Source organism: Nocardia sp. NPDC055165 (genome assembly GCF_053606985.1).
The window spans coordinates 358,689-370,980 of the sequence record NZ_JBSGSS010000001.1; the positions used below are offsets into that span (position 1 = coordinate 358,689).

15 protein-coding genes are annotated in these 12,292 nt (G+C 63.7%); 6 read left to right on the forward strand and 9 right to left on the reverse strand.

All coding sequences use genetic code 11. From position 1 onward, the window contains the following. Nucleotides 1-76: 76 nt before the first annotated feature. The 3 genes from ACWFRF_RS01815 to ACWFRF_RS01825 all read right to left on the reverse strand — a co-directional run bounded on the left by ACWFRF_RS01815 (nt 77) and on the right by ACWFRF_RS01825 (nt 3,197). Nucleotides 77-559, reverse strand: coding sequence for a nuclear transport factor 2 family protein (locus ACWFRF_RS01815; RefSeq protein WP_379312449.1), 483 nt, complete (start codon nt 557-559; stop codon nt 77-79). Nucleotides 560-671: 112 nt separating this feature from the next. Then, on the reverse strand, nt 672-1,208 hold the full coding sequence (locus ACWFRF_RS01820; RefSeq protein WP_387446866.1) for a hypothetical protein: 537 nt from the start codon (nt 1,206-1,208) through the stop codon (nt 672-674). A gap of 1,008 nt (nt 1,209-2,216) precedes the next feature. Continuing rightward, nucleotides 2,217-3,197, reverse strand: coding sequence for an aldo/keto reductase (locus tag ACWFRF_RS01825; protein WP_452448498.1), 981 nt, complete (start codon nt 3,195-3,197; stop codon nt 2,217-2,219). 186 nt (nt 3,198-3,383) lie between these two features. Between ACWFRF_RS01825 and ACWFRF_RS01830 the strand changes: the two genes are divergently transcribed. Continuing rightward, nucleotides 3,384-4,280 carry a helix-turn-helix transcriptional regulator gene (locus tag ACWFRF_RS01830; RefSeq protein ID WP_452448499.1) on the forward strand — a complete coding sequence of 299 codons (897 nt, stop codon included), beginning with the start codon at nt 3,384-3,386 and terminating at the stop codon, nt 4,278-4,280. Between the two features lie 124 nt (nt 4,281-4,404). On the opposite strand, the gene ACWFRF_RS01835 is transcribed toward ACWFRF_RS01830, so the two are convergent. After that, nucleotides 4,405-5,235, reverse strand: coding sequence for an oxidoreductase (locus ACWFRF_RS01835; RefSeq protein WP_379317711.1), 831 nt, complete (start codon nt 5,233-5,235; stop codon nt 4,405-4,407). 88 nt (nt 5,236-5,323) lie between these two features. Between ACWFRF_RS01835 and ACWFRF_RS01840 the strand changes: the two genes are divergently transcribed. Continuing rightward, a complete protein-coding gene (locus ACWFRF_RS01840; protein ID WP_379317713.1) occupies nt 5,324-5,896 on the forward strand; it encodes a TetR/AcrR family transcriptional regulator in 573 nt (190 codons plus the stop codon). Nucleotides 5,897-6,307: 411 nt separating this feature from the next. Here ACWFRF_RS01840 and ACWFRF_RS01845 read toward each other — a convergent pair whose 3' ends face one another. The 3 genes from ACWFRF_RS01845 to ACWFRF_RS01855 all read right to left on the reverse strand — a co-directional run bounded on the left by ACWFRF_RS01845 (nt 6,308) and on the right by ACWFRF_RS01855 (nt 8,642). Continuing rightward, nucleotides 6,308-7,087 carry a class I SAM-dependent methyltransferase gene (locus ACWFRF_RS01845; RefSeq protein WP_452448829.1) on the reverse strand — a complete coding sequence of 260 codons (780 nt, stop codon included), beginning with the start codon at nt 7,085-7,087 and terminating at the stop codon, nt 6,308-6,310. 287 nt (nt 7,088-7,374) lie between these two features. Further along, the gene (locus ACWFRF_RS01850; protein ID WP_452448500.1) at nt 7,375-7,887 is read right to left on the reverse strand and encodes a nuclear transport factor 2 family protein; all 513 of its coding nucleotides are present in this window, start codon (nt 7,885-7,887) and stop codon (nt 7,375-7,377) included. 98 nt (nt 7,888-7,985) lie between these two features. Beyond that, nucleotides 7,986-8,642 carry a hypothetical protein gene (locus ACWFRF_RS01855; RefSeq protein ID WP_452448501.1) on the reverse strand — a complete coding sequence of 219 codons (657 nt, stop codon included), beginning with the start codon at nt 8,640-8,642 and terminating at the stop codon, nt 7,986-7,988. A gap of 18 nt (nt 8,643-8,660) precedes the next feature. Here ACWFRF_RS01855 and ACWFRF_RS01860 point away from each other — a divergent pair, with 18 nt between their 5' ends. Then, the gene (locus ACWFRF_RS01860) at nt 8,661-8,852 is read left to right on the forward strand and encodes a hypothetical protein (protein ID WP_379318594.1); all 192 of its coding nucleotides are present in this window, start codon (nt 8,661-8,663) and stop codon (nt 8,850-8,852) included. A gap of 140 nt (nt 8,853-8,992) precedes the next feature. Here the strand turns inward: ACWFRF_RS01860 and ACWFRF_RS01865 are convergent, their stop codons facing one another. Further along, nucleotides 8,993-9,118, reverse strand: a complete 126-nt coding sequence (locus ACWFRF_RS01865; RefSeq protein ID WP_452448502.1) for a hypothetical protein — start codon at nt 9,116-9,118, stop codon at nt 8,993-8,995. 446 nt (nt 9,119-9,564) lie between these two features. On the opposite strand from ACWFRF_RS01865, the gene ACWFRF_RS01870 reads away from it, so the two are divergent. From ACWFRF_RS01870 to ACWFRF_RS01880, 3 genes are all read left to right on the forward strand, one after another. Beyond that, entirely contained in the window at nt 9,565-9,732 is a 168-nt protein-coding gene (locus ACWFRF_RS01870; RefSeq protein ID WP_379318345.1) for a CsbD family protein, read from the forward strand. A 90-nt stretch (nt 9,733-9,822) separates the two neighbouring features. Beyond that, nucleotides 9,823-10,662 carry a DUF1206 domain-containing protein gene (locus tag ACWFRF_RS01875; protein ID WP_379318343.1) on the forward strand — a complete coding sequence of 280 codons (840 nt, stop codon included), beginning with the start codon at nt 9,823-9,825 and terminating at the stop codon, nt 10,660-10,662. A gap of 258 nt (nt 10,663-10,920) precedes the next feature. Then, a complete protein-coding gene (locus ACWFRF_RS01880) occupies nt 10,921-11,472 on the forward strand; it encodes a S1 RNA-binding domain-containing protein (RefSeq protein ID WP_452448503.1) in 552 nt (183 codons plus the stop codon). Between the two features lie 401 nt (nt 11,473-11,873). On the opposite strand, the gene ACWFRF_RS01885 is transcribed toward ACWFRF_RS01880, so the two are convergent. Then, on the reverse strand, nt 11,874-12,266 hold the full coding sequence (locus ACWFRF_RS01885) for a carboxymuconolactone decarboxylase family protein (protein WP_387446853.1): 393 nt from the start codon (nt 12,264-12,266) through the stop codon (nt 11,874-11,876). Between the last annotated feature and the right edge of the window lie 26 nt (nt 12,267-12,292).

Genomic DNA, 12,292 nt, shown 5'->3' on the forward strand with positions numbered 1-12,292 from the left:
AGGTGTGACAGACGGATGGCGTCCGGTGGGCGTGCGATGATGCCGCCCGCTGGATGCTCGCGCAGGCAATCACCGGTCAGTGCTCCAGCGATGGATCCCAGCGGTTGGCCAGCAGCGTGAAGCTCGGGAGGTCTTCCAGCGAGGTCAATGCCTCGTAGATGCGCTCGTATCGCGTCGAGGCGATCCGCCACTCCCCGTCCGGGTCGCGACGATAGGTGTCGCAATAGTATCCGCCGCCGCGGATCTGGATCTTCGCGCCCGGCACCAGGACGGTGTCCTCGAATGCCCACGAACCCTTCGCGATGTCACCATCGGTCTCGATCTCGGGGTGGTTGGCGATGTGGACCGTGACGATCCCGGGTCCGAGGTTCTTGCGCATGAAGGCCACGACGTCGGCGCGATTGTCGTAATGCAGTGGCTCGCCCATGGCCTGGGTGCCATAGCGCGCGGAGACGTCCTCGGCGAGGCAGTCCGCGAACTCGTCCCATAGTTTCAGGTCGAGCGTGCGGAAGTAGCGGTGCTTGAGACGCTTGATCTCCTCGATAGCAACCAGGTCCATGACCGGAGTGTAGAACGTGTTCTAGATTCAGCGCAGGGAAAGCGCGCCCCCAGCCCCGGTGATCCATATTCCCGAAGGCAGTCGGGGCGTTCCCCGACCGTTCCGCCTCGGATCAGTGCGCGAGGATGACCTTCGCCGCCACGACGGCGGTGGCCGCGCAGCCGAGCAGAATCGCCCCGAGCAGAGTCGACCGATCCGGCCGCGCACCCTCGAGCCTGCGGATGACGAACGTGATTCCACCGATCCGCACCAGCATGGCGACCTCGGCGAGCACCTGGGCGGTACGTGGCTCGAGCCATCCGACCGCCGCCGCCGCGAGGATCGCGCAGGGCAGCACCGCCGAACTGAGGATCGGCAGCGAATCGCGCAGGTCGAGCCATGGCTGGGGCGGGGAGGGCACGCCGCTCTGGCGTACCGATTGCCCGACGCTCTCGGCGAAGACATGGGCGATGAACGTCGACAGGGCGGCCCCGAGAACGACCGCGATGCCGACATCCTCGAGGGATGGCGCGACCGGGATCAGCGCGGAGAGGATCAGGACGTTCCCATAGATGTACGCGCTGATCCGGCGAGCCGCGTTCCGACGGTCGAGCGGAATGTTCCGGGCGAACAAAGGCCCGTGTAAGAGCTTGTTTTTGTCGCGTTCCATCGGTCCTCACCCGTTAGTCGCACCCATCCGAGACAGCTCATGCGGAGCGGGGAGGTGCGGACATACGGGGTGGAAATTCGGTGCACCTCGTCGAGCGTCGCCACTGACGACTATATGCCCGGCGTCCTCGTAGAACCGGCGCACGAGGTCTCGTGCCCTGCTCTGAACGGCGATTAATTGAACAGATATTCGATACCGAGTCGGCACAAGGTACAGGAAGCGCGTCGCCGGGTCGGCCCGTGCACTGACGAGCGCTGTCGCCATCGAAGAGGGAAGCGAGCCAGAGCGCGAAATCGGCGAAGAACCACCACCACCAACGATCACCCATGTCCACCCGCTCGCAGCACCATCGATCATCGCCGACGTCTCATCGACCAGCCCCTGGCGACCACCCAACGAACGCAATGAACTCGGCACTATTGCGCGTTGGGCCAAGCGCGTCCTTCATCGAGTTTGACCTCGTGTCCATCTCTGAACTTGTCTCCAGAAATCTTCGCTGTCGCCTGAAAGATGGTCTGATAGCTGTCAATCGCAGAGCTGCCAGAGTCTGGCTTGAAGGGTTCATTCAACCTGTGACTGAACTCGTAGACCTTCCCATCTTCGGAGGCCGGGGCCGTCCCTCCGACTCCGTAGCCGTATAGCGTGCCGGTTTCGTACCGCATCCAGAAAAGCTCCACCGACCAGCCGTTTTGGATGGGATCTGTTCTCCAACTCGAGCTCATGAGCGTCTGCTCGCGAGATGGGGGCGGGATCTTCGAGTGAACTCCACAGAATCGATCCAGCCAAAAGCGTAGATCAGCCCGACCGGGTTGAGACTGATTGACGCTCATCGGCAATGCGGACGTTCGTGACCGCACGCCCAGCGGCATTATCGGATGTCAGGAATTGTTGTGCAGATCGTGAGGTAATGCCGCAAACGCGGTGTGGGACAAATTATCCCCACACCGCGCGTTCGATCACAGTCAGCTTGTCTAGGCCGACCTGTCGCAAGGCCGGCAGACGCGATAGTCAGCGGTCGATGCTGGCCATGTTCGCCTCGTCATGGCGGGCACCGACGGCCGGGGTCAGCCTGTCGAGCCGCGCGATCTGGTCGGCGGTGAGGACGACAGCGTCAGCGGCCGTGTTCTCCTCGACGCGCGCGACACGGCGGGTGCCGGGGATCGGGGCGATATCGTTGCCCTGGGCCAGCAGCCAGGCCAAGGCGACTTGAGCGGGGGTGGCGCCGACCTCGCTACCGACCGCACGGACCTCGTCCACCAGGCGCAGGTTCTGGTCGAAGGCTTCCCCGACGAACCGTGGATTGCTTTTGCGCCAGTCGTCATCGGGAATGTCTGCGGGCGAGCGCAGCTGACCGGTGAGGAATCCGTGACCCAGCGGGGAGTAGGGCACGAATCCGATGCCGAGCTCACGCAGCAGGGGCAGGAGTTCGTCCTCTGGGTCGCGGGTCCACAGCGAGTACTCGGTCTGCAGTGCTGTCACCGGGTGTACCGCGTGGGCGCGGCGAATCGTCTGCGGTGCGGCTTCGGACAGCCCGATGTGCAACACCTTGCCTTCGGCGACCAGCTCGGCCAACGCACCGACGGTCTCCTCGATCGGAGTGTTGGGGTCCACGCGATGCTGGTAGTAGAGATCGATTCGGTCAGTGCCCAAGCGTTTGAGAGACCCTTCGACGGCGGCTTTCACATTCGCCGCGCTGCTGTCTGTGACGCGGGGGCCGCCACCGGAGTGCGAGACCAAGCCGAATTTCGTGGCGACGACGACCTCGTCGCGGCGGCCGGTGATCGCCCGGCCGACGACCTCTTCGCTGTGGAAGGGACCGTAGATCTCAGCGGTGTCGATGTGGGTGACGCCCAGGTCCAGTGCACGGTGGATGGTGCGGATCGACTCGTCGTCGTCCAGGTCTCCACCAGTGGTGTAGGTCCCGGCCATGGTCATCGCACCGAGCCCGATCCGGGATACCTGTAGAGCTCCGAGAGAAGCGTGCTTCATCAGTCGACTCCTTCGACGGTGGTGATGGAAGGGACGGCCACCTCGGCCCGCCGAGTGCAACCTGGCGCGGCTTCGGTGTATCCCTGCCTCCAGACAACACCGCGTCGTGCAGTCGAGACAGATCCTGCCGAGAGGGGTACTCACAGTGACCCCTCAAGTGTCCTGCCAGCACTTATGCTCGACAACATGGACGAGAAGGAGGCGGCGCGCACCGCGGTTCGCGAATTCCTCAGCACGCGCCGTGACCGAGTCTCACCCTCCACGGCCGGACTTCCCACGACCGGCACCCGACGGCGGGTGAAAGGACTACGACGCGAAGAAGTAGCACTACTGGCCGGAGTGAGCCCCGAGTACTACATCCGCCTCGAACGCGGCCGCGCCACCGGCCCCTCACCCGCCATCGTGGAAGCTATCGCCACTGTGCTGAGACTCGACGAGGACGAACGAGCACACTTGGAGCGGTTGCTCGCCGCACTCACCCCCGAGGCTCGCAAACGCCGCAAGACCACGGCAAAGGACAATGTCAGCCCCGGGATTCGGGTACTGCTGGACTCGATGGACCACCTGCCGGCGGTGGTGTTCAACAACCGCCTCGACATCCTTGCCGTCAACGAACTCGGTCGAGCCCTTTACACCACCGTTCTCGCCACCGAAAGTCCGGTGAACACCGCACGGTTCATGTTCCTGCACGAAGCCGCGGCCCAGGAACTGTTCCCCGAATGGGAACACATCGCCAACGACACAGTCTCGATACTGCGCATCGAGGCCGGCCGAAACCCCGACGACCCGGCACTGATCGCCCTCATCGGTCAGCTGTCCACCCGCAGCCAGGCATTCCGCACCCGCTGGGCCGCTCACGACGTCAAAACACACAAAGCAGGTAAAAAGGCCTTTCGGCATCCGCTGATCGGAGAGCTCACCCTGCCGTTCGAGAACCTCACCGTCACCGCGGCAACAGATCAGGTTCTGACCGTGTTCACTCCGCAGCCGGGCTCACCGGAGCATGATGCGATCCGACTGCTCGCCAGCTGGAACGCCCAGACCCCGACTCCCGAAACCAGCGAGCGGTTACCCGAGGGCTGAGCTGCACCACAAGATGTCGTGTGGTTGTGCGGGTGAATTCTGACGCCGTTCATCGGTGAATCCGGTCGTCGCTGAAGCGGGAACCTGACCGCTCCCACCGGCGAATTCTAGGCTTTGCTCGACTTCAGTCGCGCACGCCCGTGGCGCGCTTGATCAGGGCGTCGAACGCCCGGTCGGGCAGCAGCCACTTCAGGAAGATCAGCGGGCGGGCACCGAAGCCGACGGTGTAGCGGGTCTTGGGTCGGCGGGCGGTGACGGCCTTTCCGATCGCGTCGGCGATCACCTCGGGCGGGGAATTGCGTCGAGCGTTGGCCTCCGAGCTCAGCGAGGCGGCCACCGCGTCGGCCTGGGTCGAGTAGGCGCCGTCGCCGGAGACCTTGCGCAGGTGGTCGGCGGCGATTCCGCCCCACTCGGTGCGGATGCCGCCGGGCTCGATGACGACCACGTCGACGCCGAAGGGTTCGGCCTCGAGCCGCAGGCAGTCGCTGAGGCCTTCGAGGGCGAATTTGGTGCCGTGGTACCAGCCACCGAGCGGGGTGTAGATCTTGCCGCCCATGGAGGTGATGTTGACGATCGTGCCGCTGCGCTGGTCACGCATGTGCGGCAGCGCGAGTTGGGCCAGGCGCGCGGCTCCGAAGACGTTGACCTCGAACTGGTAGCGGGCTTCGTCGAGTGGCACGTCCTCGACCGCGCCGTAGGAACCGTATCCGGCGTTGTTGACCAGCACGTCGATGCGTCCGGACTCGGCCACGATGAGTTCGATACCGGCACGCACGGACGCGTCGTCGGTGACGTCCATGGCCAGCGGTCGGATGCCGTCGGCGGCGAGCTTCTGCAGCCGGTCGGTGCGGCGCGCGGCGCCGTAGACGGTGAAGCCGAGGGTAGCGAGTTTGCGGGCGGTGGCTTCGCCGATACCGGAGGAGGCTCCGGTGACGAGTGCGGTCTTGGCGGTCATGTCGTCTCCTGACAGTAAGATGAATGACAATTCATGTTCTATCATGAACGAGTATTCATCTTCATGCAAGGACCCGTGGGAGAAGTTCATGACCGAGGCCAGACCGCAGCGCGCCGACGCGATCCGCAACCGCAGCAAGATCCTGTCCGCCGCACGTGAGCAGATCACCACGCACGGACCCGACGTGGGCATGAACGAGATCGCCACCGCGGCCGGGGTCGCCGTGGGCACCCTGTATCGCCATTTCCCGACCAAAGCCGACCTGGTCACCGCCATCGTCGCCGAGTACGTAGCCCAGGTCGCCGACGACGCCGAAGCGGCGTGCGATCGCGTCGCGGACGGCGCTGATGCCTCACAGGAGATCACGGCGTTTCTGCGGCGGGTCGTGGAGGTCTCAGCGACCAACCGTGCCGCCAAAGCTGCCGCGCAGACCCTCGGCGCCGATCCCCGGGTACTGGCCGACGAACAGCGCGCTGCCACTGCGTTGGCCACGCTTATCCGCGCCGGACAAGCGGACGGCGACGTCCACCCGGATGTCACCGTCGGTGACATCTACCTGTTGTTCTCCACCGCTCCGATCGATCAGCCCTCCGCCGCGCGCGAACGCTGGCTCACGTTGATCCTGCCCGGCCTGACAGCCCGCGCCCGAACAGCGGGTTGATCAGCACGAGGGCATCACGGCCCCGCTCGTGCGTCACGCCGAATCGCGGCCTAGAGCTTGACCTTTGTCCGACGAGGCACGGCGACTCCTCCAACGCCTTGCATGGGGCGAAGCACACACGTCCTTGCACCGAGCTCGCGTTGTCGAGATTCGCCGATGCGAACATCTTCAGATCTGGGGTGATATCAGGATCCACCGATCGGTGACTTCACAGATCACCGATAGAACCACCACAAGATGTCGTGACCCGAACGCGGCCCGTTTACATCGCTCGGACGGCGGGCCTGGCAGGCGACCAGGACAGAACACCCGCCACAGATACGATCCGGCGCCAACCGCCCATCGGCAGATGCGGACGTTCGCGACCGCGCGCCCAGCGGCAGAAGAGCGCGTTTGAACTCACGGGCCAGGTCAGTGCTCGGTCCTGGCGATTGCCAATAGGTGTGCGCTTGCGTTGATCAGCAGTGGGTCCTGTTCCAGTAGCCGTGCACAGTGCAGTGCTGCTGTCACGAGGGATCGAAAGCTGTGTTGTCCGGCGTGATCGAGTGTGGGCCAGGCCGGGCCTTCGACGCCGTAGGTCACGACATCAATGAGACCGGCTGCTTCCAGCTCGGTACGGAGCTCGTCTGCCGTATGCCAATGAGTCCGGACGAAACCGACGTGGCCGTCGTAGTCACCTGTGGCGATCACCTCGCCCACCGCAGCTGTCAGTGTGTCGTCGAGGGCGCCGTTTGCGCCAGTCTCCAGGGCCGACAGGTAGCGACTGATCGCGGCCGCGATCAGGATGCCTCCGGGACGAAGCACGCGTACGGCCTCGGACAAAGCTGTTGTCCGGTCGACGGATTCGGTGAGGTGGTACAGCGGTCCGAGCAGCAGAACGGTGTCGAAGCTGTTGTCGGGGACGGGTAGTCGCCGCGCATCGCCCAGCTCGGCGGTCACCCCAGGTAGTGTCGCAGCCGTCTCGACGTGTCCAGGTACTGGATCTACGAGGTGCACGATGTGACCGTCGTTCGCCAACCATTCGGCGTGGACCCCGGTCCCTCCACCGACATCGAGCACTCTCATCGAAGCCGTGAGAACACGACGGATCAGTTCTTGTGTGCGAAGGAACTCCAGACGGCCGTGAGGGGACCTGGACAGGCGATCGTCCTCCGAGGCGCCGGAGTAGTGCTGTACGAGATCAGAAGTCATGCCACATACTCGGCCGGCGCAGTACACGGCGGCAACGGATTATCAGTTCGTGGCCGCTCCGTGTCATCGCACACAATTCGGCAGGAGCGAACTTCGCCGGGCAGCAGGAACACCGCGCCCGACACCCGGCCGGTGCGGTGAGCATCGCGACGACCAACCCCGCCACGAATCCCGCCACCAGCACGTTCACTCGCCGAACTATCCCAGGCCCCTACCGGGTCTGGACCCCTTAGCTTCCGGGTGCGCCGAATTCAGGGCACCGTTCCGGCCAAGTGAGGCAGGCACTATCATCGGCACAAGGGGTTGCTTCTGTCGAGGTGGCAGGGGTTCGCGCCTGGCGTGCATGTCGTCGGCCAGCTCTCATACTGTGTCGCTGTCCCGTGTTGCAACGTTCCTTGGTGGAAGTAGAGGTTCCAGCTGCCGTCGCGGAGGAGCCAGATCAAGCTGCGCACGGCCGTTCTTTCCGAGTTACGTGTCCGATAGGTCACCTGGATCACGGTCGGCCCCAGACGGGCTGCTCTGACGTTGTCGACAGTTGGCATCAAGGAGGTGTCGTTGCTCATCATGTCGAGGATCGACTCTCTGTCCCACACCCTGCCGGATGCGCCGAACTCGCGAAATTCCGAGTCCAGTAGTGCAGAGGATTCCTTTCTGGAGTTGCGGATCTTGCGGTCGGCCAACCGCAGCTCGGCTGACACCACATACTCGATCTCGGAATCGTCGCTTATGAAACTCACGTGGTCAGCTTTCGCATTCGAGCACAAAACGGCAATCAATTTTCCGTCTGGGTGAGTGCTCACTGTCGACCACTGTGCACGAAATTCGGCACTATCGAGCTTCCGTGGGTCGTGGTGCGTGCACGATGAGGTGGTGTCACTCGTGGCGGAAGTCGCCGAGGTCATTGGTCGGGAACGTGCACCGTGATTTCCCCGCCGAGGTGATATCCCTCGGCCAATCGCAGGTTGTCACCACTCCAAAATCTGCCCGGGTCATACCAATTCGGACGTCTGTTCGGCAACAAGCCCATGGCCTCATACGTCATGGCGACGATCTCCGCGCAGTAGGCGTTCTCAAGACCGGCATGATCGGATTCGCGCTCTTTCGACCGCTTCGGTACCGGCACCCGGCCCAACAACCAGCGCCCCGCCAGCGCGCCGGTGGAGGGGAACGGCATGCCGTCCAGCCTCGCCACCACCCGCAGCGCTGCATCCTCCATCTCGCGGGTCACCGGCCGATCCAACTGACGCATCCATGCCTGTTGCCCGTACTCCTGGGTCCATCGGATGACCGCAGCCCGCAGATCGTGTAGCTGGGCTCCGCGATGATGGCTACCCGACCAGATATCCGGCAGTGCCCGACCGAGCTCGGCATGCCATATCAGCGCCGGTAAGTCATCGATGACCACTGCCATGCCGACGTGGTTCACCGGGCTGTTGGTCAACCCCCGTATCGCGCGATCGGCTCGAGAATGCCCGCGAAACAGCCATAGATCTCCCGTTCGCGTCAGCTCTACTGCTTCGTCCAAGCCGATACTTATCGGAGTTTCGCGTGACACAGCGACTAGCCTAGGCGCATGCGCTGGTGGAAGATATTGGGTCTGGCCGGAACCGCGGGCGTCGCGGCAACCGGGGTGGTCATCGTGCGGGCCGAACGCAAACGTCGCGCATACACACCGGACCAGGTCCGCGAACAGCTGCACGCGCGCCTCGGCGATAAATCCAACCGACCGGGCCCCACCACGCCAGTCGATGACGGCAAGTCCTGATCGAAGATCGTCGGGGGCATCCCCCTATTCGCGGGGTCGACAACAACAACCTGCCATCGGCACAAGAGCGTGTTCAGGTGACCTCATCGAGCCGCCTTGCCGGACAACCGATCAGCGGCAAGTGTGGATATCTGGGGCTGTCAGTTCTCGACTCCGTAGCTCGTGAACGCGTAGATCCCAGCGAAGCGCTCCTCGACCCTCGCCGCCACTCGTGCGCCCTCGTGTTCCCAGCTGTGTTCCACGTCGGCTCGGACTTCTTCAGGCATGTCGGCATAGGCAACGAGGAGTGCAGCAGGATTCCCAGCGACCTGGCCTCTTCGTCGTAACCGTAGTTCGACGGTTCGACCGGAAAACCCTCACCGTCGGTCATTCTCGAGCCCAGACAAGCAGCTCGAACGAGCTCGAGTACCTGCTCCTGCTCCGACAGATCCGCGCCGTCCTTCCTGGAAACGAAAAGCACTGGACCATAGGCCGACATGGAGCGGCGCTTCGCCGATCCGAGGTTCACCGCGGCGATGGAGTACATGCCGCGTCCGGAGACGGTGATCTTCGCTGGTTGAGAATGCGGGCGCCGACGACCCTCTCCGGCCGGGGGCCGCGCCAGAAGGCTCGCCGCGATCACGCGGATCCCTGTGTTGAAGATCAACATCGTTGACAGCCGTGGGGTTACGGCGTTGACTTGATCTCACACAGCGAGGAAACCGCCATGAGTATGAGCAAGAAAATCGCGAATTCCGTCGAGGCCACCAAGGGCCGGATGAAGAAGGTGTTCGGTCGAGCCACTGGCAACCGAAGCCTGGAGGCCGAAGGTCGGGCCGAACAAATCAAGGGCAACCTGAAACAGTCCGCTGCCAAGATCAAAGACGCCTTCAAGAACTAGCTTCGCCGAACGAGAGACCTCGCAGTAGACCCCGCGCGCCGACCGTTGCGGACCGCTTCGACGGATCCACCACACGCAGGGGTTATCACCATGCCGAACAACACCGTCTCCCCATCGTCGTACGACAACTCGTCCAGTGCCGTGGCCAAGGTGGCCCAGAACAGCCTCTTCGAACGATTCGCCCGCGCGGGCTTCGTCATGAGCGGCATCGTGCACCTGTTCATCGGCTACATCGCCATCCGGCTCGCCCTCGGTGGCAGCGGCGGAACCGCCGACCAATCAGGGGCCATGGCGGAACTGGCCGCCAAGCCGGGCGGTGTCCTCGCGCTCTGGGTCGGTGTCGTTGCGTTCTCGCTGATGGCGTTGTGGCGGCTCGCCGAAGCAGTGCTCGGCAGCTCCTCCAGACCCGACTCCGACAGCAAGAAATCCGAGGCCGTCAATCGCGTCAAGGCCTTCTCCCTCTCGGTGGTCTACCTCGGTTTCGCCATCTCCGCATTCGGATTCGCCCGGGGCGCAGGCAAATCCAGTAGCGAGCAGAGTACGGGGATCACTGCTGCGATGATGCGATCGAGCGTGGGCACGATCGTTCTCGTCGCCGCCGGGTTGATCATCATCGCGATCGGCGGCTACCACGTGTACAAGGGAGCGACGCAGAGCTTCCTCGAAGACTTGCAAGGCTCCACGAGCAACCTGGTTCGCCGGTTGGGCACGGTGGGATACATCGCGAAGGGGTTGGCCGTCGCGGCCATCGGATTGCTGGTGATACTGGCGGTCGGCCGATCCGACCCCAGCGAAGCCACCGGACTCGACGGCGCGTTCAAAACTCTGGGAGCACAGCCCTTCGGAGCGGCTCTGTTGATCGCGGCCGGCCTGGGCATCATCACCTATGGCCTCTACAGTTTCGCCATGGCGCGCTACACCAAGATGTAGCTGACTCTGGGTAGCGCCAGACCGGTTCGCGCAATCACCGACTCTATGCATCGGCGCTTTGTGGTGATGGTGAATGCCGTCCGCCCGTCCGGAAAGACCCGTCTACTGAGGATTTCGCAGCCTCGTTCCACGTCGTATGCTCGCTGACCAGCGGCAAAACGAAAAGGCAAGCCTGGGAACGACTCTGCGATCCAGCCACGGCGCGACGTTCCACAGGGTCGTTGGAGGGGGCTGAGCGCGTCATGAAAGGCTGGACAGATGGATTGGCGGGCCGAGAACCCCGAACTCTGGGCGTTCCTGGGATCCTTACGGTGCGGCGAGGTCCTTTCCGGGACCGTCACAGCGATTGAATTGTTCGGCGTGTTCGTGGCGCTCGACGATGGCCCCGCGCATCCGCTCTACCCGGGCGTCGGGTTCATCACGATCCCGGAATTGTCCTGGAGGCGTTTCGAAGCGGCTTCCGACATTGTCCAGGTCGGGCAGCGCGTTTCGGGTGAATTCCTGCAGTTCGATACCTGGAATGCCGAGGCCAGGCTGTCTCTGCGAGCACTGCAGCCCGACCCCTTCCATGCCTTTGCCGAGCGCATCACCGTCGGTAGAGAACTACGCGGGCATGTCACCCAGCTGGTGCCCTTCGGCGTCTTTGTCCAAGTGGCGGACGGGATCGAGGGGCTGATTCATCGCCGAGACCTCACCCAGCCGACGGACGAAGTCGTCCAGATCGGGGACGGTGTCACGGTCGTTGTCACCCATGTCGACCGAGAAAAACGTCAGCTGTTCCTCTCCCGACAAACTACCGGCCAGCTCTGACCTTCGAACACCCAGGATCAGGAAGGGCCACCGTCGGTCTTCGGCAGTACAGCCACAGTCGCCAGCACGAGATCACGGGGGAATCGGCGCAGTTCAGGCATACGAGAGCAAATATGGAGTCCTCTCGGAATCCCACGCCGATGACTGGCACGTCGAGGCCCCTTCCCTCGAAGAGCTCCCAACACGCTGATCTGCACCGGCAGCAGAAACACCGCGCCCGACGCCCCGACCGGCGCGGTGAGCATCGCGACGACCAACCCCGCCACGGACCCCGCCACCAGCACATTCACTCGCCGAACTATCCCAGGCCCTACCGGGTCTGGCCCCCGAAACTGATCAATGTACGACTCGGAGACTCGAGTTCGCTGCGCGGCAAAAGGTTCGACCTGCTGCGGGGTTGGTCAGAGTTGATCGAATTCCTGCTGGGCGATCCGCATGGCGGCCAGTGCCGCGGGTGCGCCGCAATATCCGGCGGTGTGGATGATCGACTCGGTGATCTGCGCGCGAGTGAGCCCGTTGTTGAGCGCGCCTCGCACGTGGCCGGCGAGCTCGTCGTGTGCTCGTAACGCTGTGAGGATTCCCAGGTTGAGCAGGCTGCGGTCGCGGCGATCCAGACCAGGCCGATTCCATACCGCGTCCCAGACATGCTCGGTGACGAAGCGCTGAAGATCTGCCGATTCGCTGCCGGAGGTGCGGGCCAGCGCCTGGGCAACGTATTCCTCACCCATGACTTCTTCGCGGGTGCGCAGGCCGTTGGTGTAGGCCGAAGGCTGCCGGGGTTCGGGATCAGTCATGTACTACCTGTTCGTCGAGGGGTATC

Coding starts and splice junctions, on each gene's coding strand:
- ACWFRF_RS01815 (WP_379312449.1), bottom strand. CDS start 559: ATGGACCTGGTTGCTATCGAGGAGATCAAGCGTCTCAAGCACCGCTAC.
- ACWFRF_RS01820 (WP_387446866.1), bottom strand. CDS start 1,208: ATGGAACGCGACAAAAACAAGCTCTTACACGGGCCTTTGTTCGCCCGG.
- ACWFRF_RS01825 (WP_452448498.1), bottom strand. CDS start 3,197: ATGAAGCACGCTTCTCTCGGAGCTCTACAGGTATCCCGGATCGGGCTC.
- ACWFRF_RS01830 (WP_452448499.1), top strand. CDS start 3,384: ATGGACGAGAAGGAGGCGGCGCGCACCGCGGTTCGCGAATTCCTCAGC.
- ACWFRF_RS01835 (WP_379317711.1), bottom strand. CDS start 5,235: ATGACCGCCAAGACCGCACTCGTCACCGGAGCCTCCTCCGGTATCGGC.
- ACWFRF_RS01840 (WP_379317713.1), top strand. CDS start 5,324: ATGACCGAGGCCAGACCGCAGCGCGCCGACGCGATCCGCAACCGCAGC.
- ACWFRF_RS01845 (WP_452448829.1), bottom strand. CDS start 7,087: ATGACTTCTGATCTCGTACAGCACTACTCCGGCGCCTCGGAGGACGAT.
- ACWFRF_RS01860 (WP_379318594.1), top strand. CDS start 8,661: ATGCGCTGGTGGAAGATATTGGGTCTGGCCGGAACCGCGGGCGTCGCG.
- ACWFRF_RS01865 (WP_452448502.1), bottom strand. CDS start 9,118: ATGCCTGAAGAAGTCCGAGCCGACGTGGAACACAGCTGGGAACACGAG.
- ACWFRF_RS01870 (WP_379318345.1), top strand. CDS start 9,565: ATGAGCAAGAAAATCGCGAATTCCGTCGAGGCCACCAAGGGCCGGATG.
- ACWFRF_RS01875 (WP_379318343.1), top strand. CDS start 9,823: ATGCCGAACAACACCGTCTCCCCATCGTCGTACGACAACTCGTCCAGT.
- ACWFRF_RS01880 (WP_452448503.1), top strand. CDS start 10,921: ATGGATTGGCGGGCCGAGAACCCCGAACTCTGGGCGTTCCTGGGATCC.
- ACWFRF_RS01885 (WP_387446853.1), bottom strand. CDS start 12,266: ATGACTGATCCCGAACCCCGGCAGCCTTCGGCCTACACCAACGGCCTG.